Origin of the sequence: Zemynaea arenosa (assembly GCF_004614185.1) — a bacterium.
Taxonomy (GTDB): Bacteria; Pseudomonadota; Gammaproteobacteria; order Burkholderiales; family Burkholderiaceae_D; genus Telluria; species Telluria arenosa.
Genome location: NZ_SPVF01000254.1, coordinates 1 through 26,218, shown reverse-complemented (window position 1 = coordinate 26,218; position 26,218 = coordinate 1). Strand labels below are relative to the sequence as shown.

Here is a 26,218-nt window from a genome sequence, read left to right as displayed (position 1 = left end):
TTGCGCTTTTTCGATGAAGCTGCGGGTGCTTAGTTGCGGACCACGCGCTTGTATTCGTTGGTACGGGTGTCGATCTCAATGGTGTCGCCCTGGTCCACGAACAGCGGCACCTGCACGGTGTACTGCTTGGACTCGATCGCGTTTTCGATGCGCGCTTCTTTCAGCACGTTGCCCGAGGTGTTGCCCTTGACTGCCGGCTCCGAGTACACGATCTGGCGTGCGATGGTGATCGGCAGTTCGACCGAGATCGCCTTGCCATCATAGAACACCGCCTCGCACTCCATGCCGTCTTTCAGGTAGTGCAGCGCATCGCCCAGGTTTTCTTCTTCGATTTCGTACTGGTTGTACTCTTCGTCCATGAAGACGTACAGCGGGTCGGCGAAGTACGAGTAGGTCACCGGCTTCTTGTCCAGGATGACCACGTCGAACTTGTCGTCGCCGCGGAACACGTTTTCCAGCGGAGCGTTGGTCAGAAGATTCTTCATCTTCCACTTGTACGTGAAGCCCGTGCGGCTCGAACCGTTGACGTCGGAACGCAGCACGATAAAAGGCTTGCCGTCAACCATGATGATGTTGCCAACACGAATTTCTTTTGCGGGTTTCATAGTAAGGTGTTCTGAAAAAAGGGATTTCGGTAATCGAGCATCATACCACGGTATTGCCGTGGCGCCTATCGCTTGGCGTGCACCAGTGCAAGGAATTGCGAGGTGAAACCGGGCTGTGCGGCCATGTCGGACTGCCATGCGCGGGCCTGCATGGACACGGCAGGCAGCTCCGCGCGCAGCGCCTTCCAGCACGCCTCAATCGATGCCGGCGTGGCATCCGCCGCGCCGTTCCACATGAGCGAGAACGCCTGCAACGCGGGCAGCGCCGGCGCAAAACGCTGCAGGAAGGCCCGCAGCTTCTTGTGATGCAGGTTCTCTTCCTGCGGATAGATGTGCCACACGAACGGCCGCGCCGCCCACTGCGCGCGCACCCACGAGTCCTCGCCGCGCACGAAGTTCACATCGCAGCACCACAGCACGCGGTCGTAGTCCGGCTGCGGCACGAAGGGGATCACGCGCACGGTCAGCGCGCCGCGCATGCGGGCCGCGCCCGCGGTGGCCTCGCCGCCAATGAAGGCCGAGACCGCATCACGCGCCACGCCCACCGGTACGAGACAGGTCACAGACCGGTCCTGCCGCTCCCAGACCGCAAATAATTCCGCCACCGGCGCATGCGGGTAGCAGAATAGCGAGACCAGCTGGCCCGCCCTCTCCTGCTCCGTCACGCCGAGACCTGCGAGGAACTCGGCCTGCGCGGCAGGATCGTTCTGGAAGCGGTCGCGCTCTTCGATCAGGCCAGCCTCGCGCAGCAGGCCGCCCGTCTTCGTGGTAAAGCCGGGGAAGAAGAAGTACTTCGTCAGCGGCAGGCGCGGATGCATGGACGGCAGCGCATGACAGCCCTCCACCCAGTCCTCGGCGCTCAGGCCTTCAAAGTTGATCCACACAGGTTTGACGGCGCGCTGCGCCATCGCTTCCACATAGGCAGGCGGAATATCGACGGCGAAGAATTCAACGACCACGTCGGCCACGTCTTCCGCCGTGAAAGCCAGGTCCTGGTGCGGCCAGTGGCGCACGGTGACGCCCTGCACCTGCTGAACGTCCGCATCGATTACCACTTCAGGGCACAGCCGCTGGAAGCTGCGCAGATCATCGACCCACAAGGTCACATCGACACCATGCTCCGCGCGCAGTTGCCGCGCAAAGCGCCAGCAGATACCGATGTCACCGAAGTTGTCGACGACCTTGCAGAAAATGGCGAGCGTGAGTGGCATAAGAAAACGGACGATCGAAGAAACCGCGCGCAAAAAGAAAAACCGGAGCACCTATCCGCTCGTTCGCGGTGGTCTGCTCCGGTCTTTACCTGGCGTCCCCACGGGGATTCGAACCCCGGTACTCACCGTGAAAGGGTGATGTCCTAGGCCTCTAGACGATGGGGACAGAAATCTGCCCTGGGCGTATCCGCTGGTCGATACACCCGGCCTCATAAACGTTTGGGATTGTACTACTTGAAGTGCCGCTTTGGCGTCCCCACGGGGATTCGAACCCCGGTACTCACCGTGAAAGGGTGATGTCCTAGGCCTCTAGACGATGGGGACCTCGGAACTAACAACTACTACTACCTCAACTGCTTACTACATCTTCGCGGGATTTTGGTGGAGGTAAGCGGGATCGAACCGCTGACCTCTTGCATGCCATGCAAGCGCTCTCCCAGCTGAGCTATACCCCCGTTAGCGCGAAGAAGCATTATTATAGATGGCCTCTAGCAATTTGCAAAGGGTGACTTCAAAAATTTTTTCAGATTTTTGAGAGCCACCGCCCTGCCTCTATCAGAGGAATTTTTGAACGCGTGCGCGCACCACGTCGCGGCCGAACAGTTCCAGCACGGCGTCGATCGCAGGTGTCTGCAACTGGCCCGTGACGAACAGGCGCAGAGGCATCGCCAGCTGCGGCATCTTCAGCCCATGCGCGGCCAGCACTTCCTTGATCATCGCGGACAGCGCGGCCTTGTTCCACTCGACGTCCGCGCAGCGCTGCGCAAACGCCGCCAGTGCGGGCTTCACCGCATCGGTCACATGCTGCGTGAGCAGCGCGGCATCCGGCTGCGGCTCGCGGTAGAACAGCATCGCGGCGTCCGACAGCTCGACGATCGTGTTGGTGCGTTCCTTCAGCAGCCCAATCACCACCGGCAGCGGCGGCGCGCCATCGAACTGCGCCCCGTTGGCTTCCATGCGCGGACGCGCCAGCGCCGCGAGACGCTCATTGTCCGCCTGCTTGATATAGTGGTTGTTCACCCACGCCAGTTTGTCGAAGTTGAACTGCGCCGGCGACGCGGTCAGGTTCGAAAGGTCGAACCATTGGATGAACTGCTCCATCGAGAAGATCTCGTCGTCGCCATGCGACCAGCCCAGGCGCGACAGGTAATTCAGCATCGCCTCCGGCAGATAGCCTTCGTCCGCGTAGTTCACCACACTCACTGCGCCATGGCGCTTGGACAGCTTGGCTCCGTCTGGGCCGAGGATCATCGGCAGGTGCCCGTACTGCGGCAGCTCCGCGCCGATCGCGCGCAGGATGTTGATCTGGCGCGGCGTGTTGTTCACGTGGTCGTCGCCGCGCAGCACGTGCGTGATCTTCATGTCCCAGTCGTCGACCGCGACGCAGAAGTTGTAGGTGGGCGTGCCGTCCGGACGCGCGATCACCAGGTCATCGAGCTCCTTGTTGGCGATGGTGATGGTGCCCTTGACCACGTCGTTCCAGGTCACCTCCCCGTCCAGCGGATTCTTGAAGCGCACGACCGGCTTCACGCCCTCCGGCACCGGCGGCAGGACCTTGCCCGGCTCCGGGCGCCAGGTGCCGTCGTAGCGCGGCTTCTCGCCCGCGGCGCGCATGCGCTCGCGCATGGCCTCGACTTCTTCCGGCGAGCAGTAGCAGTGATAGGCGGTGCCGGCTTCCAGCATTTGCGCCACCACCTCGCGGTAACGGTCCATGCGCTTCATCTGGTAGAACGGGCCTTCGTCGTGCTCCAGGCCGAGCCACTTCATGCCATCCAGGATGGCCTGCACGGCTTCGGGCGTCGAACGCTCCAGGTCCGTGTCTTCGATACGCAGGATGAAGGTGCCGCCGAAGTGGCGGGCATAGGCCCAGGAATACAGCGCGGTGCGCGCGCCACCGAGGTGGAGATAGCCGGTCGGGCTGGGAGCAAAGCGGGTGCGGACGGTCATTGATCGACTCTTCTCGTGTGAATGAGTAAAGCCGGTATTTTAACGCGCGCGGGTGGCGCCGTCCCGCCGCCCGCGCCTAGTACTTCTGTGAGTTGTTTTACTTGACCGTGACGTGAATGGTCTTGCTCATCGGCTCACCGTAGGACTGGTGCGCGCCGTTGGCGAACTGCAGGGTCAGGGTGTACTGGCCCGGCGGCAGCTTCAATTCGGTCTCGGTCTGGCCTTTACCGAAGTGCATGTGCTTGTCGTCGAAAGGAATCGACTCGCCCGACTTGATGCTGGTCCCGTTGATGATGAGGTGGTGGTGACCAGTCTTTTCGGCCATCTCGCCTGCCGGCTTGACGGCCATGCCGTCCACGCCGAACTTGACCTTGAACGGGCTGGTGACAGTGGCGCCATCGGCCGGTTCGACGAAGGCCACGGATTGCGCCTGCGCCGCGCACGCGGCAGCCCCGAGGGTCAGCGCCAGCAGGGCGCGTTTGAGCGTGAAAGTCATGAAGTTCTCCTTATGGTTGTGGGCGGCCCAATGCCGGCCCAACGTACTTCAAGACTACGCCCTTGGGCCCCACCAGCCAACCCCCTGAAGGGGTGGAAAAGGCGGCGCTGTTCACGGGCGTGCGGTCGAGCACCGTCCAGGTCTTGCCGTCGTCGGTGGACACGCCGGAACCCGCCAGGCCGGCCGCGACGAATGCATGCGGCGCGCCCGGCACCGGCACCACCACGGACATGTAGCCCGCCGGGAGAATCGGCGCCGGCGCCCAGGTCGCGCCGCCGTCTTCGCTGCGCGCCCCGTTGAGCGAGGCCTTGGTCGGCTCCTTGTAGTCGCCGCCCGCGGCCAAGCCGATGCGGCCCTCGCGGAAAGCCACCGAGAACCCGCCGCGGCTCGGCGCCCCGGCCAGGATCGGCAGCGGCGAGGCCTTCCAGGTCTTGCCCTTGTCGGTGGAATGGAACACGCGCGAACCCTGCGCGCCGCCGGTCACGAACCAGGCGTCGTCCGCACCATCGACCGAGAGGCAGGTGCCGCTGGCCGCGAATGCGCCTTCATCCTTCACCGCGGCCAGGCCCGCCGCATCGGTGGACGGCTGCCAGGTCTTGCCGCCATCGGCGGTGACCAGCACCTGGAAGCGGCCATCGACCGGGTCGCCGAACAGGATGCCTTTGTTCGCATCCCAGAACGCCATCGCGTCCCAGAAGCCTTTCGGGTCGGTGTTGGTGGCGAGGAGCTTCCACGTCGCCCCGCCATCATCGGTGCGGTACAGGCGCGAGGCCGTACCCGGGCCCGCGCTCATGATGATGGCGGACTTTTCGTCGAAAGCGTGGATATCGCGGAAGTCCAGCGCGGCGGCATCCGGCACGGGCAGCAGCTTCCAGCTCACGCCATCCACGGTGCGCAGCACGGTGCCCTTGGCCCCACTGGCCCAAGCCACCGTCGGGCTGACCACGGACAGGCCGCGCAGCTCCGCGGTGGTGCCGCTGGCCTGCGGCTGCCACACGCTGGGTGCCGCCGCAGGAGGTGCCGGGACAGCGGGCGCCACGGCCTGCGGCGTGGGCGCGGCCTGGGACGCCTGCTGCTGCGCGGATGCGGCGCTGCCTGCCAGGACGCATGCGAGCGCGCACGCCAGCATCGGGAAAGAGGTCGGGGTACGCATCAGTCGTTCTTCACCACGATGCTCGGGAACTTGCTGCTCATGTCCTTGGCTTTCTCCGCAATCTTCACCGCCACCTTGCGGGCGATGCTCTTATATATGTTGGACACCGCGCCGTCCGGGTCCGCGACCACGGTCGGCTTGCCGGAATCGGTCTGCTCGCGGATCTCCAGCGTGAGCGGCAGCTGCCCCAGGAAGTCCACGCCGAAGTCGCGGCACATCTTCTCGCCGCCGCCCTGCCCGAAGATCGCTTCCACATGGCCGCAGTTGGAGCAGATGTGGGTACTCATGTTCTCCACCACGCCCAGGATCGGGATCCCGACCTTCTCGAACATCTTGAGGCCCTTGCGCGCGTCCAGCAGCGCGATGTCCTGCGGGGTCGTGACGATCACCGCGCCCGTCACCGGCACCTTCTGCGAGAGCGTCAGCTGGATGTCGCCGGTCCCCGGCGGCATATCGACGATCAGGTAATCGAGCTCGCGCCAGTTGGTCTGCTCCAGCAGCTGCTGCAAGGCCTGCGTGACCATCGGGCCGCGCCAGACCATCGGCTCGTCCGGATCGATCAGGAAGCCGATCGAGGACACCTGCACCCCGTGGTTCTCCATCGGCTCCATGGTGCGGCCGTCCTGCGAGACCGGCCGCCCGGTCACGCCCAGCATCATCGGCTGCGACGGGCCGTAGATGTCCGCATCCAGGATGCCGACCTGCGCGCCCTCGGCGGCCAGCGCCAGCGCCAGGTTGACCGCGGTGGTGGACTTGCCCACCCCGCCCTTGCCCGAGGCGACGGCGATGATGTTCTTCACGCTGGGCAGCAGCTTGAGGCCGCGCTGCACGGTGTGCGAGATGATCTTGACGTAGACGTTGGCCGTCACCGGGCCCACGCCCGGCAGCGCACGCACCGCATCTTCAGCCGCCGCGCGGATCGGCGCGAGCTGGCTTTTGGCCGGGTAGCCCAGCTCCACGTCAAACGACACGGCGCCGCCGTCAAGCTTGACGTTGCGGACCGCCTTGGAGGACACCAGGTCCTTGCCGGTGTTCGGATCGATGACGCCGGCGAGGGCCGCCTTGACGTCTTCTGCAGTGATGCTCATTGGGTTCTCCATGAAGTAGCCGGTAAGTCTACTGCAAAACACCACGGAGGCGCGATATGGCCACCCCTGCGAACGGGTTACTCGTCCCCGGGCACCACCAGGAGGTCTTTCCCGTACAGGAAGTCGCCGTCCGGCTGCATGGTAATCAGATGCATGCCGGTGTCGGTCAGTTTGAGCTCCTTGAGCTGGTCCGGCGCGAGCCGCAGCAGGTAATCGCCGGGCAGCACGCCGCTCAGGACGAAGTAGCCGTCCGTCCCGGTGGTGGCGGTGGCCAGGACCTTGTGCTCAATGCCTATCAGCTCCAGCCGCAGGCCCACGGCCGGGCGCTTGAGGCCATGCTCGTAGCGGTAGATGGTGCCATCGAGCTCCCCAGTGGCGTTGACCGCAAACTCCAGCTGTGCCACCTTGCCGGGCCGCGGCACCACGCGCAGGCCCTTGCGCAGCGCCGTCCATGCCGGGTCTTCGAGCGTCTGGTTATCAAGCGCGATGTCGACGTTCTGGCGCGACGGCAGGCGGCTGAGCCACGCGATGCCGTCGCCGTTGGTGCGCGCCATGTCCGCACCCCCGTTGATCAGGAAGCCGGCGTTGCGGATCGGCTGGTCACCGTCGTCCATCACGCCGTTCATGTTGCGGTCCAGGTAGACCAGAACGGAGGCCGAGCCGGTGCCCGCCATCGGCTGCGCGTCCGTGAGCCAGCGCGACTGGCGTGGCTCCGCGCCCATCGCCATGAACAGCTGCATGCCCGCGCTGTAGGCGCCGTTGCTGGCGTAGTTGACGGTCACGCCCAGGCCGTAGCTGCCCAGCGTCTTGTTGAGGGACGCGGACACGGTGTGGGACGGCGCGCGGAAGGCGTGGGTGGCGCTCACATTGAGGATCATGCCTTCGGCCACATCCTTGTCCGCCGAGATGGCGAGGTTGGACAGGCGCGCGTCGGGCCGCGTTTCGTAATCGAGCTGGCCGGACAGGCCCACGCCTGCCACCCGGCGGCTCACCTGCAGCATGCCGGTGCCGGTGGTGGGCGCGCCGCCCGAGGACTGCCAGCGCAGCGAATTGGTGATGGCGCTGCCGGCCAGGTAGCCCGACACGCGGATGCCGCCATCACGCACCCGGCGGCCCGATTCCAGCAGGTCGCTGCGCAGGTCCAGCTGCAGCGGCAGCACCGGCAGCAGCGGCAGGTGCGCGCGGCCATTCAGGCGCAGCTCGTCGCGCGTCTTCACCGGGTCACCGGTAGGCAGGTACCAATCGCTGCTGAAGTGGTCGAGCTGGGCGTGATTGACCAGCAGGGACATCCCGGCCACGCTGGTGTTCACGCCGACTTGCGCCAGCTTGCCGCCGTCATTCGACTTGACCGCCTCCGCGCTCAGGATGAAGGAGTTCCAGTAGCCGCGCAGGGCCGCATTGGTGTAGCGCTGTTCGCGCGCCCCCAGCGGCAGCTCGACCATGCCCGCGGTGGCCGTGAGGCGGTCCGTGAGGCCGTAGGTGAATTGGGCCAGGGTGCGTTCCCGGTGCCTGTCGTCGTGCTGGCGCGCCACGCTGTATTCGAGCTGGCCGGCGCGTACTGCGGGCCGGTCCACCACCATCGTCTGGCGCTCGACGCGCAGCTGGCCAAGGGGGCCGTGGAAGACCAGGCGGAACTCGTTCACGCCGTACACCAGCGGCACCTCGAAGGTATAGCGGCCATCGGCGCGCGCCTGCTGGAACCCCAGCAGCGCATCGTTCACGAACAGCTCCACGTCCCAGCCGGGCGGCAGGTCGCCCTGCAGCAGGTGGCTGTCGAAGTTGGTCGGCACGTTGAGCGGTCGGTTCGAGACCAGCACACCATTGCCTGCCGGGCTGCTGCTCAGCACATTGCTCACGCCCGGCACCGCGATGCTGCCGAATTGTGCGGTCCGCGCCTGCAAGGGGCCGAGCAGGCGCGCGTCCGGATCGCTGCGGCCCAGCGTGAGGCGGGCCTGGTCCTGCGCGTGCGTGTTGCCGATGGCCGCAAACAGCGACGCCTCCAGCCCGAGCAGGTCGGCCGTGGCGTAGACCGTGTAGCCCGCGTTGACGCGCCGCTTGCCATGGCCGCCCTGCGCGTCCACGCGCACGGTCTGGTCGAGGAAAGGGGTGGAGACCGCGCTGTACGGAATGGGCTGGCGCGGATAGCCGGGGTCAGCGCGCGGCCCCACCACGCCATTGCGGGCCCGCTCGCGGCGCTGGCGGTTGGATTGCAGGGGCAGCGTCTCGCGCGGCTTGATGGTCAGGCTCAGGGCCGACATGTCCAGCGCCAGGTCGACCGGGAGCCAGCGCGCCAGCACCTTGCTGGCCACGTAGATGTCGTCGCCCTGCAGCTTGACCGCGGTGCGGTCCAGGTTCTCGGTGCTGCCCTCCGTGTAGACGGTGCGCTCGATGACATCGAGGTGGAACTCCCGCTCCTCCTTCAGGATGTAGCCATCCGCGCGGCCCTGCGCGGGCGCGGTGCGGATGGCCAGCGTGAGAAGGCGGGACAGCTCGCCCAGCGGCAGGTACACATCGTTGCCGATCTGGTAGCCGGACAGGGATTCGGTCAATACATCGCCCTGCAGCGTGACCTCCAGCAGCACGAGGTTCGGGTCGGCGCGCGCGGGGCCAAAGGCGGGCAGGCTGGCCGTCTCCGCCGCCGCAGGGGCGAACGCGGGCAGCGCCAGCACTGCCAGCGCCACGCATCCCAGCCGCAGCATCCCTCGTCCCATGCATCCGGCGGACGAGCGAGCGCCGTCCGCAATCCGTTGATCGAACGGGGATTATTGGCTAGGAGGTAACGATTTCTAGGGCCGAATACCGGGCGGTTCCGCCCTCAATTCTGGCGCTGTACTGATATACCTGGCCGGGTGTACTGGCCAGGTGTGCTGGAAGTGTATTGACAGGCGTACTGCTGGTGTATCAGGGGATGGCGAGATCGGCCTGCCCCAGCACGATCGAGCCGGCCTCCGGGCGGCTGCGCAGCACCAGGTGCAGCGTGCCACGCGCCAGCCCGCCCGAGGGCGCGGCCAGAGGCAGGGTCGCGCGGCGCAGTGCGTTCGGCGTGTAGACCGCCACACCCGCTGCCTGCCCCACCTTCTGCGCCTTGCCACTGGCGCTCGTGAAGCTGGCTTCCAGGTCGCCATACAGCGAGGTCTCGCCGGCACGCTCGATCGCAAAGCGCAGCGCAGGCGCCTCCCCAGCCTTGACCAGCTCCAGCTGCGACAGCGCCACCGACGGTGCCGCCAGGTCGCCATTGCGCACGATCACCGGGATCGAGGCGCCCACCATCACGGAAATCGCCACCCCGACTTCTCCCGGCGGCGCCTCGCCGGCGGCCGGCCCGGCCGCCACCGGATTCGCCACGCGATCGAATTGCAAATGCGTGCGGTACTCACCGCGCGCCAGGTCCGCCGGCTTGCGCAGCATGACGCGCACGGTCTGGGAGGTGCCCGGCATCAGCGTCACCTGGTGCGGCGCAAAGCGCACCAGCTGGTCGGCAAAGCGCTCGTCGCCCTGTGCCGCTTTGGCCGCAATGAACTCGCCGTTCTCGGTCATCCGCTTGTTCACCAGCGAGATGCGATAGGTCGCGGGTTCGGTGCCGTTATTAATCAGTTCCAGCTGCGCCGTGCGCGTGTTCTTCTCGAACACCAGCCGCGTGGGATGCAGTAGCAGATCGGCGCGCGCCCAGACGGAGGCCAGCACGGCCAGGAGAACAAACAGGAATTGCAGCCCACGGACGAACGGCATGGTGCACCTCAGATAGCGATGGCGAATCATTGGTAATTGATGGTGATATTGAAGGTGCCGGAATACGTTCCGCGCGGCTGGTTCGCATCCACGGTCAGAGTCGCCCCCACCGTCAGCACCTGGCCCGAGCCCGAAAACAGGCCGCTGCCCGGCGGGTTGCTGGTGAAGTTCGTCAGCTGCATGCTCCCGCCGCTGCCGTTCGACAGGTTCGCGCTGTCCGGCAGCGTGATCACGAAGGACTTGTTCAGGTTGGCCGGGTCGTTGTCGGTGACCGTGAAGCTGGCGGACGTGCTGGAACCGGAGGGCATCAGGAACACCGCCCCGCTGCGGGTGCGGGCGCCGTTGGTGTCGACCGTGACCGTCCCGCCGCCGCCCACCGTGAGGCTCCCGAACTGCAGGTTGCGGGTGGAAGTCAGAGTGAGCTGGGCGGAGGCGGGCAACGCCAGTCCCAGCGCGGCGGCTGCCAGCCCACCGCGCCAGAGCATGCGCCTGCCCTGCCCGCTCAGCTCAATGGCTCAGCGCCTCAGTTGTACTCGACGGTACAGGTGATGGTGCCGGCGTAGCTGCCCGCCGGCTGGTTACTGGCCACCGTCAGCGCACCGCCGATGAAGATCGACTGCGCGCCGCTGCCGCTCAGGGTGCCGGTGGTCGCATTGCCGCTGGTGGCGCCGGTGGCCGCGGAGCCCACTTCGCTGAAGCCGGTGAAGGCCATGGTGTCGCTGCCGCTCACCAGGTCGGTCGGCGGAGTCAGGGTGATGGCGTAGGTGGCGTTGTTTTCACCAGCCACGTCGAAGCGCGCCGCGGTGGGCGAGCTGCCGACCGTGGACAGCACCACGCCGCTGGCGGTGCGGGCGCCCGAGGTATCCACCGTGATGGTGCCGCCGGCGCCCGGTGCGAACTTGCCGAAGGCCAGGTCGGCGGCCTTGGTGATCGTGATTGGGATGATGACGGTGGCGGAGGCCGATGCCGTTGCGGCGATCGCTGCGCTGCCGGTGGTGGACAGGACCGCGGCGAGCGCGCCGCCGGTGACGTACTGCAGGAACATTTGCTTTTTCATTCTTATATCTCCTCAGGTCAGTTCGCGGACAACACGGTGTTTTGGGTGCTCCAGCCGCGATCTCGAAGCGCGGTCCACAATACAGAGCAACTTACCGTTGTTCAACAATTAATTCGAGGCAATCGTTTGCTCCTTGTCATTAAATTGCAACGGAGAGCAACACCAGGCTACGCTGCCATGCCCAGCCATCCACTGGTAAAATGCTCATTTCCCCCTTTCACCACGGTTCCACACGACCATGACACGCAAGCTGTTCGTCACCACTGCCCTGCCCTACGCTAACGCTGCCTTCCACATCGGCCACATGATGGAGTACATCCAGGCCGACATCTGGGTGCGCTACCAGCGAATGCAGGGCACGGAAGTGCACTTCGTGTGCGCGGACGACACGCACGGCACGCCGATCATGATCGCCGCCGAAAAGGAAGGCCTGACCCCGCAGGAGTTCGTGGCCAAGATCGCGGCCGGCCGCCCGCAGTACCTGGACGGCTTTCACATCGCCTTCGATAACTGGTACTCGACCGACTCGCCGGAAAACGTCCAGCTCTCGCAGGGCATCTACCGCAAGCTGCGCGACGCGGGGCTGATCGTCACCAAGACCGTCGACCGCTTCTACGATCCGGTGAAAGGCATGTTCCTGGCGGACCGCAACATCAAGGGCGAGTGCCCCAAGTGCGGCGCCAAGGACCAATACGGTGACAACTGCGAGGTGTGCGGCGCGGCCTACCAGCCGACGGAACTCGTCAATCCGTACTCCGTGTTCACCGGGTCCACGCCGGTGCTGAAGCCTTCGGAACAGTACTTCTTCAAGCTGTCCGACCCGCGCTGCTTCCAGTTCCTCAAGGAGTGGCTCAACACGCCGGGCCGTTTGCAGCCGGAGATGGTCAACAAGGTGTCCGAGTGGCTGGGCGAGAACGGCGAAAAGCTCGCCGACTGGGACATCTCGCGCGACGCGCCCTACTTCGGCATTCCGATCCCGGATGCGCCGGGCAAGTTCTTCTACGTGTGGCTGGACGCCCCGGTCGGCTATCTGGCCTCGCTGAAGAACTACTGCGAAAAGAAAGGCATCGACTTCGAAGCCCTGCTGCGCGATCCGGCCACCGAGCAGGTGCACTTCATCGGCAAGGACATCGTCTCCTTCCACCTGCTGTTCTGGCCCGCGATGCTGAACTTCGCCGGCCACCCGATCATCGACAAGCTGAAGGTCAACGTGCACGGGCACCTGACCGTCAATAACGAAAAGATGTCCAAGTCGCGCGGCACCGGCATCTCGCCGCTGCGTTACCTGGAACTGAAGATGAACCCGGAGTGGCTGCGCTACTACATCGCCTTCAAGCTGAACTCCAAGGTCGAGGACCTGGACTTCAACGGCGACGACTTCGTGGCGCGCGTGAACTCGGACCTGGTAGGCAAGTACGTCAACATCGCCAGCCGCTGCGCGGGCTTCATCACCAAGAAGTTCGATGGCAAGCTGGCGTCTTCGCTCTCGGCCAACGCGCAGGACTGGATCAAGCGCGCGCTGACCGTGGATGGCGCAGAGCGCCAGGCCGCCATCGCCGCCAACTTCGAGGCGCGCGAGTACGGCAAGGCGCTGCGCGAGATCATGGAGGTCGCGGACGTCACCAACCAGTACGTGGACGAGAACAAGCCGTGGATCCTGGCCAAGGACGAAGCCAAGACGGCCGAGCTGCACGAGGTCTGCACCACCGCCCTGATCCTGTTCCGCCAGCTGACCATCATGCTGGCGCCGGTACTGCCGGAGATCGCCTCGCGCGTGGCGGCCTTCCTCCACGACGCGTCGCTCTCGTGGGCCGATACCCGCGGCGCCGCGGTGTACGAGACCATGCTGGGCCGGACCATCGGCACCTACAGCCATCTGCTCACCCGCGTGGACGCCAAGATGGTCGAGGACTTGTTCGACAAACCGGCGCAGATCGCGGCGGCAGCGGCAGCAGCGGCACCGGCCGGGAAGCCGGTGGCGGTGACGCCGGCCTCCGCGCCCGCCGATGGCGTCGAGCCGCTGGCCGACGAGATCAAGATCGACGACTTCATGAAGGTCGACCTGCGCATCGCGCAGATCGTCAACTGCGAGCACGTAGAAGGTTCGGACAAGCTGCTGCGTCTCACGCTGGACGTGGGCGAAGGCCGCCACCGCAACGTCTTCTCGGGCATCAAGTCGGCGTATCAGCCGGAGCAGCTGATCGGCAAGCTCACGGTGCTGGTGGCGAACCTCGCGCCGCGCAAGATGAAGTTTGGCGTGTCCGAAGGCATGGTGCTGTGCGCCTCCGCCGCCGACGAGAAGGCGAATCCTGGCCTCTACGTACTGGAGCCGTGGCCGGGCGCGACCCCGGGCATGCGCATTCGATAAACCCACCCCGAACCACATGGGCATAGTCGTCCGTTCCGCAACCGACGAAGACGCCCAGCTCATTGCGGACCTGACCCGCAAGTGCTGGGCGAACAAGGTGGCCGTCACCTCGAGTGGCCACCGCGAGACCGCGATCCGCGTGGGCGAGCATCTGCGCGACGGTGGCGCCTTTGTGCTGGAGTACGACGGCGAGCCGGTCGGCTCGGTGCGCTGGCTGCCGCACGAGGTGGATGACGGCGTGTGGGAAGTGATGCGCATGGGCGTCCTGCCCCTGTTCCGCGGCACCAATCTGTCGCAGCACCTGCTGGAGGCGGTGATCCACCATGCGCTCGAATGCGCGGTGGGGGAGCTCCGGCTCGCGGTGCGCCCCGACCAGCCCAAGCTGATCGACTTCTACTCCGCCTTCGAATTCGAGCTCGCCGAAGAACTCGAGTACACGCACGCCAATCCGGCCGAACCCTCTCCCCTCGTCATGCGCCGCGTGCTGCGCTGACGGCGGCGCGCCGCACGGCACGCCTGCTTCAGCAGTGCGTTATCAGTGATCCGGATAGATCGGGTGCTTGTATTCGGGCGCCATATTGTCGTCGGTGATGGTCCACAGATGGCCGGCGCCTTGCTTGAAGTCGGCGGGGAGGACCAGCGGAGCGGTGGCCAGGCGGCGCAGCGCGGCGGCGCGCTCCGGGCCGAATACCGCGGTGCCGTCGGTATTGCGGAAGCGCTGGAGGTTGGCGCGGCGTTCGTCCGTGCCGATGTCGAATGGCGTATCGCTGGCGGCGACGAAGTTGTAGAAGACGCGCACGTGCCGGAACACCTGCTCCGCCGTGTGCACCACGTCCGGCGAACCGGTCGTGTTGTAGTAGACCACCCCGCCTGGCCGCAGATGGCCCTTCATCATTCGGAGGAACTCCAGCGACAGCAGGTTGGTCATGTTGCTGCGCCAGTGATAGGACGTGTTCATGAGGATGAAGTCGAAGCTCTCCCCCTCATGATTGCGCAGCCAGCGCCGCCCATCGTCCACGTGCAGCGCCACCTTGGGGTCCTCCAGCACGCTCGCGATGTAGGGATAGCGCTGCATCACGGCCGGGTAGCCTGGATTGATCTCGATGATCGTCAGCGACTTCACCGGCTCGTAGTTGGCCAGCACGCGCGCCCAGGACCCGCTGGACAGCCCGATCTCCAGCATCCGCGCCGGATTGCGGTGCAGGCCCGCGACCAGGTAGGCGCGGTCGATGTGGTTGGCGTTGTTGCCGGGGTCCGTGTTGAAGCGGCCGTCGTAGATGCCGCTGCCGAACAGGATATCCCCTTCCGGGTCGGCCTGCGCGGTGATGATGCCACCACGGTTCTCCAGCACGTACTTGAAGGGGGCATGCGGCGTGGGACCGTACTGCAGCAGTTCCAGGTGGCCGGCGAACATCGGCCCGTGCGTGAACCACGCCACCACGCACAGGCCCGCCGCGAGACCGCCAAACTGCACCCGCGAGCCCGAACCGCGTCGCGCGAAGGCAGCGATCAGGGCCAGCAGCGCCAGGCCGATCGCGCTCAGGATCACCACGTTGGCTTCCAGCGAAAAACGGTCCAGCAGGACGAAGCCCGTCAGCAATGGACCGCACGTCGAGCCGATGATATTGGCGAAGTACAGCCAGGACATGGCGCGGGTGGACGACGTGGACTGGTCCGCGGTGCCCACGTGGATCAGCATCGGCAGGATGCCGCCGGTGTAGTAGGCGACGATGCCGACCGCGAGGTAGGCGATCAGATAGGCAAGGTCCTTGCCCACACACCCCGCCGCATGCGCCACGACCGGCAGCGCGAGGTAGAACACGGCAATGGCGGCCAGCAGGGCGCGCAGCAGGTAACGGTACGGGTCATCGCCCTGTTCGCACACGCGCTTGGAACGCAGCGACCCGGCGGCGATACCAACCAGGAAGGCCGCCAGCATCAGGCCGAAAATTTGCGGCCGGCCCGCCGACATGAAGCCGAGTATGCGGAACCAGACGATCTCCTGGCTCAGCGAGATGTAGCCAATGGCGGCCAGCGTGAAAAACACGAAGCCGTAAGGCAGCCGGGCCGCTGCTGCGGGCCCGCCTGGGACCGGCGCCGGGCCCGGAACCGAGGCACGTGCGTTGTCCGGCGCTGACGGCGTGGCGGCAGCCGTGTACGGCGCGGCCAGCATGGCGGCATCCGCGCCACTGTCCTCCGGACCGCTGCCGCTGTCCCGCCTCCGGATCTTGCGGCTCGCATCCCAGATCAGCAGCGCCGTCGTGAGATTGCACGCCACCGCGATCCACACCGAGGCGCGCTGCCCCACCAGCGGAAACAGCATCTCCACCGTGAGGAAGGCCGCGATCGCGGAGCCGAACGCATTGAACGCGTACAGCAGGCCCACCGAGCGGCCGATATTGCGCAGGTAGCGCTGCAGCCAGGCCACCAGCACGGGCAGTGTCGCGCCCATCAGCAGCGTGGGAATCGCGAGGATCAGGTAGACCCAGGCCACCAGCGTCCCGGTCGACGTCGGGCCGGACAGGGTGCTGACCAGGTGAATCAGGTCCACGCTGAACAGGCCATACACACCGATCGCCGTCTCCAGGAACAGGAACAGATGCAGCAAGTGATGCGGAAAGCGCTGCTGCGCCCACCCGCCCGCCAGCGAGCCGAGACCGAGCCCGAACATGAAGACCGACACCACCACCGTCACCGATTCGGTGTTGATGCCGAAGGTCGAGAACAGGATCCGCTGCCACACCACCTGGTAGATCAGCGCCGAGAAGCCGGAGATGAGAAACAGCGCCGCGATGTACGTGTCGCGCCGCGCGATGCGCTCCCGGCCCTGCGGACCGAGCGCCAGCAGGTAGAGCGCGGCCTGCGCCAGCAGCACGGCGGTGCACCCGACCAGCACCCCGGCCGCGGACGGCGGCAACATGGCGGCGGCACTGAGCAGCAACCACGATGCAGGCTGCCAGCGCGCGAACGGCTCCGGCAGCGTGCCTGCGGCGAGGCGTCCGAACGCCCAGTGCAGCAGCACGGCCAAGCCGATCACCCCGGCGGCGGTGCCGAGCGCCAGTTCCGGCGCCGACTGGACCAGCCACAACGCCAGCAACGATCCGCACAGCCCACCCGCCAGCACACCGGAGTACTTCGTCATCGTCACGCCCCCTGTTTGAAGTTCGGGGGATTGTACATGAGCAACTTCTCGTTGCGAACCGGCGGAATTACCACGAGAAAATATCGCCCGGCGTGCATGCTCAGGGTAAAATGATGGGTCGTGTTTTTTACGCCTGACCGGATCATGAAATTCCTGAAACAGAATAAATCGTACGTCTCCGACCACACCCAGTTCATCGCCCAGCTGAAGCAGCAGAAGCCGGCCATCGAGGAAGGCCAGCGCCAGGGTCGCGCCCTGCTGTGGGACAAGGCGCCGCAGACGCTGGACGAGCAGCGCCGCATCGCCGAATCGCGCGTCAAGCAGAACGCGTACGTGTACCAGTCCAAGGTCTAAGCCGGCCAGGCACACCCATGTTGCCGAACGAGGCGGCGGCCGAGACGCTCGACGACGCGGCCGCCGGACTCGATCCGGCTGCGCCGTCCGGCGCGGACGAGACGTCCGCTGCGGACGCATCCGCCCCCGCGGCGGATGACGCCAGCGCCGCATCCGCCGACGCCTTCGCGATCGCCAAGCTGTATGGCGAGCCGGTCACCAAGCTGCCGACGGACCTGTACATTCCGCCCGATGCGCTCGAGATCTTCCTCGACGCCTTCGAAGGTCCGCTCGACCTGCTGCTGTACCTGATCCGCAAGCAGAACTTCAACATCCTCGACATTCCGCTCGCGCAGGTCACCCTGCAGTACCTGGAATACGTGGAGCAGATCCGCCTGCACAACCTGGAGCTGGCCGCCGAGTACCTGCTCATGGCCGCGATGCTCATCGAGATCAAGTCGCGCATGCTGCTGCCGCAGCGCGCGCCCGACCTGGACGCCGGCGAGCACGACGACCCGCGCGCGGAACTGGTGCGCAAGCTGCTTGAATATGAGCAGATCAAGCTGGCCGCCCAGGAGCTCAACACCCTGCCGCAAGCCGAGCGCGATTTCGTGAAGACGCGCGTGCACATCGAGAAGTCGCTGGTGCCGCTGCAGCCCAAGGTGAGCCTGGACGAGCTGCAGCAGGCCTTCGCCGACATCCTCAAGCGCGCCAAACTGACCCAGCACCACACCATCTCGCGCGAAGAGCTGTCGGTGCGCGAGCACATGTCGATGATCCTGCGCCAGCTGCAGTCGGCCCGCTTCGTGGAGTTTGCGGAGCTGTTCAACCTGCGCGCCAGCGTGCCGGTGGTGGTCGTACACTTCGTCGCCATGCTGGAGCTGGCCAAGGAAACCCTCATCGAGATCACACAGGCCGAGCCCTTCGCGCCGATCTACGTGCGTCTCGCCTATGCGCCCGTAGCACAAGAATAAACGGGCCCCGATTCAATCCAAGGATTCATCATGAAGATCGTTACCACCGTTGAAGAACTGCGCGACCAGCTGAGCGGACAGTTGCGCACCGCCTTCGTGCCCACCATGGGCAACCTGCACGAAGGCCACCTCTCGCTCATGCGCCTGGCGCGCAAGCATGGCGACCCGGTGGTGGCCTCGATCTTCGTGAACCGCCTGCAGTTCGGGCCGAACGAGGACTTCGAAAAATACCCGCGCACCTTCAATGCAGACGTGGAAAAGCTGGAGAAGGAAGGCGTGTACGTGCTGTTCGCGCCCACCGAAAAGGACCTGTACCCGGAGCCGCAGGAATTCCGCGTGCGCCCGCCGGACGGGCTGGGCAACACGCTGGAAGGCGAATTCCGCCCCGGCTTCTTCTCGGGCGTGACCACGGTGGTGCTCAAGCTGTTCTCGTGCGTGCAGCCGCGCGTCGCCGTCTTCGGCAAGAAGGACTACCAGCAGCTCATGATCGTGCGGAACATGTGCCGCCAGTTCGCACTGCCCACCTCCATCATCGCTGCCGAGACCTGGCGCGCCGATGATGGTCTCGCGCTCTCCTCCCGCAACATGTACCTGTCGCCGGAGGAGCGCGCCGAAGCGCCGCAGCTGTACCAGGCGCTCAACTTCGTCGCCGAGGAAGTCCGGCAGGGACACAAGGACGTGTTCTCGCTGGAGCACAAGGCCATGGATACGCTGACCCAGCGCGGCTGGAAGCCGGACTACATCTCCATCCGCAAGCAGATCGACCTGCAGCCGCCCACCGCCGGCGACATGGCCGAAGGCGCGCCGCTGGTGGTGCTGGCCGCGGCCAAGCTGGGCACCACGCGCCTGATCGACAACCTCGAGATCTGATTATTTCGCTTCGGCGGGCGCCAGGCTGACCGTCAGCTTCGGCGCCGTCTCGTCGCGCACGTCGAGCGTAAAAATATAATCGGCCGGCTTGTCCACCTGGAGCGCGAGCTTCGCGCCCTTGCTGGTGAGCGTGGCCGGCGTGCCCGGCTTCACCACCTCGCCCTCCGCCGTGCCACCCAGGTCGATGCCTTCGAACTTGACGGCGCCGATCTTGAATTCCTGCCGGCCCTTGCGCAGCCAGACCCTGGCCCGGTACACGCCCTCTTCCACCTTGCGCAAGCGCGATGCCGGCCCCCACTCGTTCATGGTGCCCAGCACGTACATGGTGCGGCCGAACGGCTGGGCCATCTCCTCGGGTGTCGGCACGTGCATGGGCCGCAGCTCGATCAAGGCCTCGTCCGACCAGCTGGTGTCGCTCATCGGCACCTGATAGTGCCGGCCCTGCACCTGCAGCTCCACGCTGCGGCTGCCCTCGCGCAGCGTGGCTCCATCAAGCTCGTATTCGGCGTTCAGCCCCCAGGAGGTGCGCTTGGAGCTGCACCAGTCAGTGGTGAGCAGCAGCGTGTTGGCGGCGGCGGTGGCGAGCAGGCCGATCTCCTTCTTTCCGATCGCGACGACCACCCGGCATTCCAGGCGGTGGTCGCCCAGGCGCCGCACGTTGGCGGGCAGGCCGGGCGTGCGCACGTAGGGAAAACCGGAGAACTCGTTCTTGCGGCGGTTGAGGATCAGTTCCGCGTTCTCATCGTAGGCCCGCTCACTGCGCGGCAGAACGAATACGCCGTTGGCATCGACTGGTACGGCAAGCGGCTCGCTCTCGCCGACCAGCTTGAGCTGCAGATTCGCGAACGGGTCGTCGCCCTTGGTGCGCCAGGTGGGCCAGAGACGGAAGCGCAGCTGGTCCACCTTGGGCGCATAGCGCTGGCGGTTGGCTTCGAAGGCGTCGAGGCCCGCCACCAGGCTGCGGTACTTGTGCAGCTCGGGGTTGCGGACCGCGCTGACTTCCACGGTGGGTTCGGCGTTGTCCGTTGCGGGGGTGGTCTGGGCTGCGGCGTTGAAGCAGGCCAGCAGGGCGAGGAGAATGAGGGGGCGTGTATTCATAGCGCGCATCCTCGCACGGCGCTTGACGTTTGCTCAACAAACAGCCACGAAGGTTTGCATGACGCTCCCTGAGGGCCGAAATTTCGGCACTCAGTCCCCGGCGCCTTCGGAGCTCGCTGGGCCAATCTGGGATTCGTGCTTGGGGCGCATTTCGATCAGCGCGTCATTGGACCAGGACGGGTCGTGCATCGGGATCTGGTAGGACCGGCCTCGCACCACCAGCTCCTGGCTACGGCCACCCTCGCGGAGAGTGGCGCCATCGAGCTCGTACTCCGAGTCCATGCCCCAGCTACCCTTGCTGGAACTGCACCAGTCGGTGGTCAGCAGGATGGTGTTGATGGTCGCGGTCAGCAGCAGGCCTATGTCCTTCTTGGCCACCGCGACGATCACGCGGCATTCAAGGCGGTGGTCGCCCAGGCGCCGCACGGTGGCCGGCAGCCCGGGTGTGCGCACGTAGGGAAAGGCCCGCAGCTCACCCTTCTTGCGGTTGAGGACCAGGTCCGCATCCTCGTCGTAGGCACGCTCGTTGCGCGGGACGACGAAGGTGCCATTGGCATCCAGCGGCACGAGCAAGGAATCGCTCTCGCCGCTGATCTTCAGCTGCAGGTTGGCCAGTGGGTCGCCCTTGCCGAAGTTGCGCGGCCAAAAGCGGAAGCGCAGCTCGGTCGCATTGGGTGCGTAGCGCGCCCGCTGGTCCTCGAATTCATCCAGCCCCGCAACGAGGCTGCGGTACTTCTTGAGGTCCGGATTGCGGATGGCGCTGACTTCGACCTTGGCGTTGGCATCGGGCGCCGGAGGCGCCTCCTGCGCGCAGGCGCCAGCCGAAAACAGTGCGGCGGCCAGCAACAGCCGGAGCGCGGCGGCGCGGCCGCTCAAGACTGCACGCTCTGCGCCCACGCCAGCGCATTGAGGTGCGCGGCGTTGACTTCTTCGGGGGTGATGGACAGCGAGGCGGCCAGCGACTCGACCAGCTGCGAATTGAGTTCGCAGGCTTCGGCCAGCGCGAGGTAAGGCCCGTACATGCCGCCGCGCGTGAGCAACGCACGCACCACTTCCTCCGGCAGCTGGATGGTGTCCAGCACTTCCTTCATCGGCAGGCCAAGCAGGCGGTCCAGCAGCGAGAACATGCCGGTCACGAACAGGTTCTCACCTTCGCCGCGCGGCAGCGCCTTCTGGCCCAGCAGCTCGGCCAGGCGGCCGCGCACCACGGCGGTTTCCATCAGCACCGGCGAGTAGCCCGAGGTCGAGGCGGTCGCCAGCAGCAGCGTGAGCCAGCGGTACAGCGGCGCGTAGCCGAGCATCGCGATGGCCTGGCGCAGCGACTGGATCTCGCGCGCGGCGCCAAAGCCGGCCGAGTTAATGAAACGAAGGAGCTTGTACGACAGCGCCGGATCGCGCTTGAGCACATTCTCGATCTTGGGGATGTCCTCGTTCTGCTGCACCATCTGCATCAGCTGCAGGATGATGGTCTGGGCCGGGTTCATGCCCTTGACCGGAGTGCCAGGACGCGGCGTGAGGTGCAGCTTGCCCACGAAGGCATCGAGCCCCAGCGCGGCACAGGCATCGTAGTCGGACCAGGTGGTGACCGGGCGGCCCACCATGCGCACATTGGCCTGCTTCAGCGCCGCGTAGGTACGCGCCTGCGCGCCCACGTCGGAGTCGGTGAAGCGCACTTCCACGTGGGAGCACACTTGCGAGAGATTCTTTGGCAGCCGCGCCACGTCCGCACCGCGGATCGAGACGCCCAGGCCGCCCGCGCGCAGCCCCTGGGCTGCGGACACGGTGTCCGCCGAGGCGAAGTCCTGCGCCCGCAGGGTCAGCACGGTCTTCTCGACCGGCAGTTCATAGAGTGCGTCGAGCGACAGCATCTGCGGCACCGCATCCAGGAACAGGACCTTGTCCTTCAGGAGCCAGCCGTATTCCGCGTGGTGCACATGGCGCGCGACGAAGGCGACCAGCGCCTCCAGGTCGTCGCCGGTGACGACCTGCCCTTTGTGCTGCTGCCAGGAGAGTTCATACCCAAGGACGCGCTGCTTCGGATCGAGCAGCGGTTCACGGACCAGGAAATTTTTGTCGTGCATGGTGTGGCAAGAAGGATCGGGCGCCTGGCGCCCGTGTTCTCAGAAACCCAGGCTGTCGAGCAGATCGTCCACCTGGCTCTGGTTGGCAACGACTTCGCTGTTCCCTTCCGGGTTGATCTGCGGACCGTTGAGCAGGCTGTCGTCGAGGTCCTTGCGCACCTCGGCGGGGGCGAAATCGACCAGCAGTTGCACGAGCTGCTGTTCGAGGTTCTGGGCGATCGTGGTCACGCGCGTAATCACCTGGCCGGTCAGGTCCTGGAAGTCCTGGGCCATCATGATGTCCATGAGGTGGGCCTTGGTGGCGGTGGCGGCCTGCTGCGACGAGGCCAGTGCGGCCATGGTCTGCTGCGCCAGCGCGCGCCACTCCGCATCGGTCGGGCCGCTGCCAGCGAGCAGCGCCTGCCACTTGGTGGACAGCTCGGCGGCCGAGGCATCCACGCCATCCTGCAGCGGCATCGCAGCGTCGGTTGCGTCGAGCACGCGCTTGGCGGCCTGCTCGCTCATGCGGGCAACGTAGGACAGCCGGTCGCGCGCATCGGGGATGTCGTTGGCGGCTTTTTCGATCAGCTTGTCCAGCCCGAGACCGCGCAGGTTCTCGTGCAGGGACCGGGTCATGTGCCCGATCCGGCTCAGGAACTCGTCGTTCGACTGGAGTTCCGCGGCGTTCTGCTCGCCCATGTTAAGCCGTTCCCAGCTTCTCGAAGATCTTGTTCAGCTTCTCGTCCAGAGTGGCCGCGGTGAACGGTTTCACGACGTAGCCGTTGGCGCCCGCCTGCGCGGCCGCGATGATGTTTTCCTTCTTGGCCTCGGCGGTCACCATCAGCACCGGCAGCTTGGCCAGCTGGGGATCGGCACGGATATTCTGCAGCATGGTGAGGCCGTCCATGTTCGGCATGTTCCAGTCCGAGACCACGAAATCGAACGGCTCGCTGCGCAGCTTGGCCAGCGCCATCACGCCGTCTTCTGCCTCATCCACATTGGCATAACCCAGTTCCTTCAACAGATTCCGCACGATGCGCCGCATCGTCGAGAAATCGTCTACCACTAAAAAACGCATCTTTGGATCTGCCATGAATTACTCCGGTCGAATCTTCTACTCTGGGTTTGTAGGCTACGCCGGCCATGCCGGGTGCAACCTTAAGGATAGCATTTTTTGTTGCCGCAAAGCGATAAAAGTGGCGTGGAACAGACGCGCTCCGCCGGGCCGTTTTTCCCCTTGACGAAGGGGAAAATCACACCCGCAGCGCGCGGCTGCCGTGGGCCGCCAGGTGGCCAAGCACCATTCCCGGCAAGGCCGTCAGCGCCCCGGTCTCGTGCGTGGCGCCGATCGCGATGGCTTCGCGCGGCATGCCGAACACGACGCACGAGGCCTCGTCCTGCGCAAAATTATACGCCCCGGCCTGTTTCATCTCCAGCATGCCCTGTGCGCCGTCCTTGCCCATCCCGGTCAGGATCACGCCGACCGCGTTCTTCCCCGCGCCCTGGGCGGCGGAGCGGAACAGCACGTCCACCGACGGGCGGTGGCGGTTGACGGGCGGGCTTTGCTCGATGCGCGTCATGTAGTTGGCGCCGGAGCGCACCAGCATCAGGTGCGAGTGGCCGGGCGCGATGTAGGCGTGGCCGGGCAGCACGCGCTCGTCGCCGCGCGCTTCCACCACGCTGATCTTGCACAGGCTATCGAGGCGCTTGGCGAACGAGGTGGTGAACCCTTCCGGCATGTGCTGGGCGATCAGGATGCCCGGGCAGTCGGACGGCATCTGGGTCAGGAACTCGCGGATCGCCTCGGTGCCGCCGGTCGAGGCGCCGATAATGATCAGCTTCTCGGACGAAGTGAGCGGATTGCGCAGCTGGGGCAGACCGGCGGCGGGGCCGGCGCCGGCCGGACGGGCCAGGGTGCGCGGCTGGATGCGGGCCTTGGCGGCGGCGCGGATCTTGTCGGCGATGAGTTCCGCGTAGTCGCGCATCCCGCTCTGGATCGAGATCTTGGGTTTGGTGACGAAGTCCACGGCGCCGAGTTCCAATGCTCGCAGGGTGATTTCGGAGCCGCGTTCAGTCAGCGAGGAGACCATCACGACCGGCATGGGGCGCAGGCGCATCAGCCGTTCCAGGAAATCGAGGCCGTCCATCTTGGGCATCTCGACGTCCAGCGTCAGCACGTCCGGGTTGGTCTGCTTGATCAGCTCCCGCGCCACCAGGGGATCGGGCGCGACGCCGACCACCTGCATGTCCGGCTGGCTGGAGATAATTTCGGTCATGACGCTGCGGATCAGGGCCGAGTCGTCGCAAATCAGGACTTTGATTGTCATTGTTATGAGCCTTTCCAGCGTAGTCAGAACAGATCGATTTCGCCGGCCACCGGCTGCACCTTGAGGCGCTTGGCGTAATCGAGCTCGCGCTTGGCGAGCGTGTCGTTATGGGTCTGCATCAGCTTCTTGACCAGCACCTTCCCGGTGCGGGGGAAGAAATACACCTTGCGCGGGTAGATGTCGTTCAGGTCTTCCGCCACCACGCGCATCTTCTCGGTCTTCAGGAAGTTCAGCACGAAGGCCGCGTTGCGCTCACCCACGTTCATGGCCGTGAAGCCGCGCAGCACGGCGCCGCCGCCGAACACCTTGGCCTCCATGTTCTCGCGCCGCGCGCCCGCCTTCAGCAGGTCGTTGATCAGGACCTCCATCGCATAGGTCCCGTAGCGCATCGAGGCCGAGATCGGGCTGTTGGCATCGCCTGCGCCATCGGGCAGCATGAAGTGGTTCATGCCGCCCAGGCCCGTCACGCGGTCGCGGATGCAGGCGGACACGCAGGAGCCGAGCACCGTCACGATCAGCATGTCCTTGCCGGTGTAGTAGTACTCGCCCGGCAGGATCTTGGCTGCGTCGCAGTCGAAAGTACGGTCGTAGTAAACGTTGGTTGCAAACTGCTTCTGCAAATCGGTCATTTGGGCGCCTCCAGCAGTTCATACACCGTCTTGCCGCGCAGCTTGAGCGCTTCCGACACATACAGGAAGTTCTCCGAGTGGCCGGCGAACAGCAAGGCATGAGGCTTCATCATCGGGACAAACCGGCCCAGGATGCGGCGCTGGGTGGGCTTGTCGAAATAGATCATCACGTTGCGGCAGAAGATGGCGTCGAACTGGCCGCTCACGGGCCAGCTGTCGGCCAGCAGGTTGACCTGCTTGAAGCTCACCAGCTTGCGCAGCTCGGGGCGCACCCGCACCATCCCTTCCTGCGCACCCTTCCCGCGCAGGAAGTACTTCTTCACCTGGGCCGGGTCCATGCGCGCCACGCGTTCGGCCGGGTAGATGCCCGCTTCCGCCGTGGCCAGCACGTTGGTGTCGATGTCGGTGGCCACGATCTGCACGTTGGGCGCGAGACTGCCCAGCGCATCGCAGACCGTCATCGCGATCGAATACGGTTCCTCGCCGGTGGAGCTGGCGCAGCACCAGATGGTGAGCGGCCCTTGCCCGTGCAGCCCTTTCAGGTGCGCGGCCAGCAGCGGGAAATGGTGCGCCTCGCGGAAGAACGAGGTCAGGTTGGTGGTGAGCGCATTGGTGAACGACTCCCACTCGCCGGCCATGCGGCCGCTTTCCAGGTCGTCCAGGTAGGTGGCAAAGGAGTTGATGCCGGTCGCGCGCAGGCGGCGCGCCAGGCGGCTGTAGACCATCTCCTGCTTGCTGTCGGCCAGCGAGATGCCCGCCCGTTTGTAGATGAGGCCACGCACGCGCTCGAAATCAGCGTGCGTGAAATTGAATTCCTTGACCGTGTCCGTTCGCATCTGCGGCACTTCTAATTGATGTTTCTGTGGTAAAGACCGCGTTTTCTGGACGGCTTGCTTACAACGTCAACGGCGCGGCGGTCGGAGCTGGGGACCGCGCGGAACTGCGGAGGGAGACCGCCCGCATCCGCGCGGGCGGCCCTTCGAAACACAGCGGATCAGAACTCTTCCCAGTCGTCCTCGCTCACGGCCTTGGCCATGCGCTTGGGCTGGGGAGCGGCGGGACGCCTGGCGCCGGACGCCTTGGCGGCGCGCGGCGTGGGCGCGGCCGCTGCGGCCTGTTCGTCCTGGGCTT

At 65.6% G+C, this 26,218-nt stretch carries 24 protein-coding genes and 3 tRNA genes; 5 read left to right on the top strand and 22 right to left on the bottom strand.

Going from position 1 to position 26,218, the window contains the following annotated elements:
- Window positions 1-29: 29 nt before the first annotated feature.
- From E4L96_RS20670 to E4L96_RS20610, 13 genes are all read right to left on the bottom strand, one after another.
- Window positions 30-605 carry an elongation factor P gene (locus E4L96_RS20670; protein WP_135209107.1) on the bottom strand — a complete coding sequence of 192 codons (576 nt, stop codon included), beginning with the start codon at window positions 603-605 and terminating at the stop codon, window positions 30-32.
- Between the two features lie 65 nt (window positions 606-670).
- The gene (gene earP, locus E4L96_RS20665) at window positions 671-1,816 is read right to left on the bottom strand and encodes an elongation factor P maturation arginine rhamnosyltransferase EarP (protein WP_135209106.1); all 1,146 of its coding nucleotides are present in this window, start codon (window positions 1,814-1,816) and stop codon (window positions 671-673) included.
- 90 nt (window positions 1,817-1,906) lie between these two features.
- A tRNA-Glu gene (locus E4L96_RS20660) sits at window positions 1,907-1,982 on the bottom strand.
- An 82-nt stretch (window positions 1,983-2,064) separates the two neighbouring features.
- Window positions 2,065-2,140 (bottom strand) — tRNA-Glu (locus E4L96_RS20655).
- Between the two features lie 55 nt (window positions 2,141-2,195).
- Window positions 2,196-2,271: transfer RNA gene (locus tag E4L96_RS20650), tRNA-Ala, on the bottom strand.
- A gap of 100 nt (window positions 2,272-2,371) precedes the next feature.
- Complete coding sequence (gene gltX / locus E4L96_RS20645; protein ID WP_135209105.1) at window positions 2,372-3,763, bottom strand: glutamate--tRNA ligase; 1,392 nt, start codon at window positions 3,761-3,763, stop codon at window positions 2,372-2,374.
- A 97-nt stretch (window positions 3,764-3,860) separates the two neighbouring features.
- A complete protein-coding gene (locus tag E4L96_RS20640) occupies window positions 3,861-4,259 on the bottom strand; it encodes a DUF4399 domain-containing protein (protein WP_135209104.1) in 399 nt (132 codons plus the stop codon).
- Window positions 4,260-4,269: 10 nt separating this feature from the next.
- Window positions 4,270-5,412, bottom strand: a complete 1,143-nt coding sequence (locus tag E4L96_RS20635) for a WD40/YVTN/BNR-like repeat-containing protein (RefSeq protein WP_135209103.1) — start codon at window positions 5,410-5,412, stop codon at window positions 4,270-4,272.
- Window positions 5,412-6,500, bottom strand: a complete 1,089-nt coding sequence (apbC, locus tag E4L96_RS20630; protein ID WP_135209102.1) for an iron-sulfur cluster carrier protein ApbC — start codon at window positions 6,498-6,500, stop codon at window positions 5,412-5,414. The genes E4L96_RS20635 and apbC overlap by 1 nt, the downstream gene beginning before the upstream one ends.
- Before the next feature lie 77 nt (window positions 6,501-6,577).
- Window positions 6,578-9,199, bottom strand: coding sequence for a transthyretin-like family protein (locus E4L96_RS20625; RefSeq protein WP_135209101.1), 2,622 nt, complete (start codon window positions 9,197-9,199; stop codon window positions 6,578-6,580).
- A 202-nt stretch (window positions 9,200-9,401) separates the two neighbouring features.
- The gene (locus E4L96_RS20620; RefSeq protein WP_135209100.1) at window positions 9,402-10,229 is read right to left on the bottom strand and encodes a fimbrial biogenesis chaperone; all 828 of its coding nucleotides are present in this window, start codon (window positions 10,227-10,229) and stop codon (window positions 9,402-9,404) included.
- 26 nt (window positions 10,230-10,255) lie between these two features.
- Window positions 10,256-10,714, bottom strand: a complete 459-nt coding sequence (locus E4L96_RS20615) for a DUF4402 domain-containing protein (RefSeq protein WP_135209099.1) — start codon at window positions 10,712-10,714, stop codon at window positions 10,256-10,258.
- A gap of 38 nt (window positions 10,715-10,752) precedes the next feature.
- Complete coding sequence (locus E4L96_RS20610; RefSeq protein ID WP_135209098.1) at window positions 10,753-11,286, bottom strand: DUF4402 domain-containing protein; 534 nt, start codon at window positions 11,284-11,286, stop codon at window positions 10,753-10,755.
- Window positions 11,287-11,524: 238 nt separating this feature from the next.
- On the opposite strand from E4L96_RS20610, the gene metG reads away from it, so the two are divergent.
- The gene (gene metG, locus E4L96_RS20605; protein WP_135209097.1) at window positions 11,525-13,654 is read left to right on the top strand and encodes a methionine--tRNA ligase; all 2,130 of its coding nucleotides are present in this window, start codon (window positions 11,525-11,527) and stop codon (window positions 13,652-13,654) included.
- 16 nt (window positions 13,655-13,670) lie between these two features.
- The gene (locus E4L96_RS20600; protein ID WP_135209096.1) at window positions 13,671-14,147 is read left to right on the top strand and encodes a GNAT family N-acetyltransferase; all 477 of its coding nucleotides are present in this window, start codon (window positions 13,671-13,673) and stop codon (window positions 14,145-14,147) included.
- Between the two features lie 42 nt (window positions 14,148-14,189).
- On the opposite strand, the gene E4L96_RS20595 is transcribed toward E4L96_RS20600, so the two are convergent.
- The gene (locus E4L96_RS20595) at window positions 14,190-16,796 is read right to left on the bottom strand and encodes a spermine/spermidine synthase domain-containing protein (RefSeq protein WP_135209095.1); all 2,607 of its coding nucleotides are present in this window, start codon (window positions 16,794-16,796) and stop codon (window positions 14,190-14,192) included.
- Between the two features lie 144 nt (window positions 16,797-16,940).
- Between E4L96_RS20595 and E4L96_RS20590 the strand changes: the two genes are divergently transcribed.
- Genes E4L96_RS20590 through panC form a run of 3 tightly spaced genes read left to right on the top strand, consistent with a single transcriptional unit; the run spans window position 16,941 to window position 18,973 of the window.
- Window positions 16,941-17,150 (top strand): DUF3460 family protein, encoded by a 210-nt coding sequence (locus E4L96_RS20590; protein ID WP_135209094.1) that lies wholly within the window; start codon window positions 16,941-16,943, stop codon window positions 17,148-17,150.
- A 17-nt stretch (window positions 17,151-17,167) separates the two neighbouring features.
- Entirely contained in the window at window positions 17,168-18,103 is a 936-nt protein-coding gene (locus tag E4L96_RS20585) for a segregation and condensation protein A (protein WP_135209093.1), read from the top strand.
- A gap of 30 nt (window positions 18,104-18,133) precedes the next feature.
- Entirely contained in the window at window positions 18,134-18,973 is an 840-nt protein-coding gene (panC, locus tag E4L96_RS20580; protein ID WP_135209092.1) for a pantoate--beta-alanine ligase, read from the top strand.
- Here panC and E4L96_RS20575 read toward each other — a convergent pair whose 3' ends face one another.
- The 8 genes from E4L96_RS20575 to E4L96_RS20540 all read right to left on the bottom strand — a co-directional run bounded on the left by E4L96_RS20575 (window position 18,974) and on the right by E4L96_RS20540 (window position 25,923).
- The gene (locus E4L96_RS20575; protein ID WP_135209091.1) at window positions 18,974-20,071 is read right to left on the bottom strand and encodes an early set domain-containing protein; all 1,098 of its coding nucleotides are present in this window, start codon (window positions 20,069-20,071) and stop codon (window positions 18,974-18,976) included. It abuts the gene before it with no gap.
- 90 nt (window positions 20,072-20,161) lie between these two features.
- Window positions 20,162-20,947: a hypothetical protein gene (locus E4L96_RS20570; protein ID WP_135209090.1), complete on the bottom strand. Its 786-nt coding sequence runs from the start codon at window positions 20,945-20,947 to the stop codon at window positions 20,162-20,164.
- A complete protein-coding gene (locus E4L96_RS20565) occupies window positions 20,944-22,152 on the bottom strand; it encodes an EAL and HDOD domain-containing protein (RefSeq protein ID WP_135209089.1) in 1,209 nt (402 codons plus the stop codon). Before E4L96_RS20565 ends, E4L96_RS20570 begins: the two co-directional genes overlap by 4 nt.
- A gap of 39 nt (window positions 22,153-22,191) precedes the next feature.
- The gene (cheZ, locus tag E4L96_RS20560) at window positions 22,192-22,830 is read right to left on the bottom strand and encodes a protein phosphatase CheZ (RefSeq protein ID WP_135209088.1); all 639 of its coding nucleotides are present in this window, start codon (window positions 22,828-22,830) and stop codon (window positions 22,192-22,194) included.
- 1 nt (window position 22,831) lies between these two features.
- Window positions 22,832-23,224, bottom strand: coding sequence for a chemotaxis response regulator CheY (cheY, locus tag E4L96_RS20555; protein ID WP_135209087.1), 393 nt, complete (start codon window positions 23,222-23,224; stop codon window positions 22,832-22,834).
- 160 nt (window positions 23,225-23,384) lie between these two features.
- On the bottom strand, window positions 23,385-24,458 hold the full coding sequence (locus E4L96_RS20550; RefSeq protein ID WP_135209086.1) for a protein-glutamate methylesterase/protein-glutamine glutaminase: 1,074 nt from the start codon (window positions 24,456-24,458) through the stop codon (window positions 23,385-23,387).
- Window positions 24,459-24,481: 23 nt separating this feature from the next.
- On the bottom strand, window positions 24,482-25,087 hold the full coding sequence (gene cheD / locus E4L96_RS20545; protein WP_135209085.1) for a chemoreceptor glutamine deamidase CheD: 606 nt from the start codon (window positions 25,085-25,087) through the stop codon (window positions 24,482-24,484).
- A complete protein-coding gene (locus E4L96_RS20540) occupies window positions 25,084-25,923 on the bottom strand; it encodes a CheR family methyltransferase (protein ID WP_181017631.1) in 840 nt (279 codons plus the stop codon). Before E4L96_RS20540 ends, cheD begins: the two co-directional genes overlap by 4 nt.
- Window positions 25,924-26,218: the final 295 nt, after the last annotated feature.

What these genes read in the sequence shown, in the direction of transcription:
- E4L96_RS20670 (WP_135209107.1), bottom strand. Translation starts at nt 605, where the DNA reads ATGAAACCCGCAAAAGAAATTCGTGTTGGCAACATCATCATGGTTGAC.
- earP (WP_135209106.1), bottom strand. Translation starts at nt 1,816, where the DNA reads ATGCCACTCACGCTCGCCATTTTCTGCAAGGTCGTCGACAACTTCGGT.
- gltX (WP_135209105.1), bottom strand. Translation starts at nt 3,763, where the DNA reads ATGACCGTCCGCACCCGCTTTGCTCCCAGCCCGACCGGCTATCTCCAC.
- E4L96_RS20640 (WP_135209104.1), bottom strand. Translation starts at nt 4,259, where the DNA reads ATGACTTTCACGCTCAAACGCGCCCTGCTGGCGCTGACCCTCGGGGCT.
- E4L96_RS20635 (WP_135209103.1), bottom strand. Translation starts at nt 5,412, where the DNA reads ATGCGTACCCCGACCTCTTTCCCGATGCTGGCGTGCGCGCTCGCATGC.
- apbC (WP_135209102.1), bottom strand. Translation starts at nt 6,500, where the DNA reads ATGAGCATCACTGCAGAAGACGTCAAGGCGGCCCTCGCCGGCGTCATC.
- E4L96_RS20625 (WP_135209101.1), bottom strand. Translation starts at nt 9,199, where the DNA reads ATGCTGCGGCTGGGATGCGTGGCGCTGGCAGTGCTGGCGCTGCCCGCG.
- E4L96_RS20620 (WP_135209100.1), bottom strand. Translation starts at nt 10,229, where the DNA reads ATGCCGTTCGTCCGTGGGCTGCAATTCCTGTTTGTTCTCCTGGCCGTG.
- E4L96_RS20615 (WP_135209099.1), bottom strand. Translation starts at nt 10,714, where the DNA reads ATGCTCTGGCGCGGTGGGCTGGCAGCCGCCGCGCTGGGACTGGCGTTG.
- E4L96_RS20610 (WP_135209098.1), bottom strand. Translation starts at nt 11,286, where the DNA reads ATGAAAAAGCAAATGTTCCTGCAGTACGTCACCGGCGGCGCGCTCGCC.
- metG (WP_135209097.1), top strand. Translation starts at nt 11,525, where the DNA reads ATGACACGCAAGCTGTTCGTCACCACTGCCCTGCCCTACGCTAACGCT.
- E4L96_RS20600 (WP_135209096.1), top strand. Translation starts at nt 13,671, where the DNA reads ATGGGCATAGTCGTCCGTTCCGCAACCGACGAAGACGCCCAGCTCATT.
- E4L96_RS20595 (WP_135209095.1), bottom strand. Translation starts at nt 16,796, where the DNA reads ATGACGAAGTACTCCGGTGTGCTGGCGGGTGGGCTGTGCGGATCGTTG.
- E4L96_RS20590 (WP_135209094.1), top strand. Translation starts at nt 16,941, where the DNA reads ATGAAATTCCTGAAACAGAATAAATCGTACGTCTCCGACCACACCCAG.
- E4L96_RS20585 (WP_135209093.1), top strand. Translation starts at nt 17,168, where the DNA reads ATGTTGCCGAACGAGGCGGCGGCCGAGACGCTCGACGACGCGGCCGCC.
- panC (WP_135209092.1), top strand. Translation starts at nt 18,134, where the DNA reads ATGAAGATCGTTACCACCGTTGAAGAACTGCGCGACCAGCTGAGCGGA.
- E4L96_RS20575 (WP_135209091.1), bottom strand. Translation starts at nt 20,071, where the DNA reads ATGAATACACGCCCCCTCATTCTCCTCGCCCTGCTGGCCTGCTTCAAC.
- E4L96_RS20565 (WP_135209089.1), bottom strand. Translation starts at nt 22,152, where the DNA reads ATGCACGACAAAAATTTCCTGGTCCGTGAACCGCTGCTCGATCCGAAG.
- cheZ (WP_135209088.1), bottom strand. Translation starts at nt 22,830, where the DNA reads ATGGGCGAGCAGAACGCCGCGGAACTCCAGTCGAACGACGAGTTCCTG.
- cheY (WP_135209087.1), bottom strand. Translation starts at nt 23,224, where the DNA reads ATGGCAGATCCAAAGATGCGTTTTTTAGTGGTAGACGATTTCTCGACG.
- E4L96_RS20550 (WP_135209086.1), bottom strand. Translation starts at nt 24,458, where the DNA reads ATGACAATCAAAGTCCTGATTTGCGACGACTCGGCCCTGATCCGCAGC.
- cheD (WP_135209085.1), bottom strand. Translation starts at nt 25,087, where the DNA reads ATGACCGATTTGCAGAAGCAGTTTGCAACCAACGTTTACTACGACCGT.
- E4L96_RS20540 (WP_181017631.1), bottom strand. Translation starts at nt 25,923, where the DNA reads ATGCGAACGGACACGGTCAAGGAATTCAATTTCACGCACGCTGATTTC.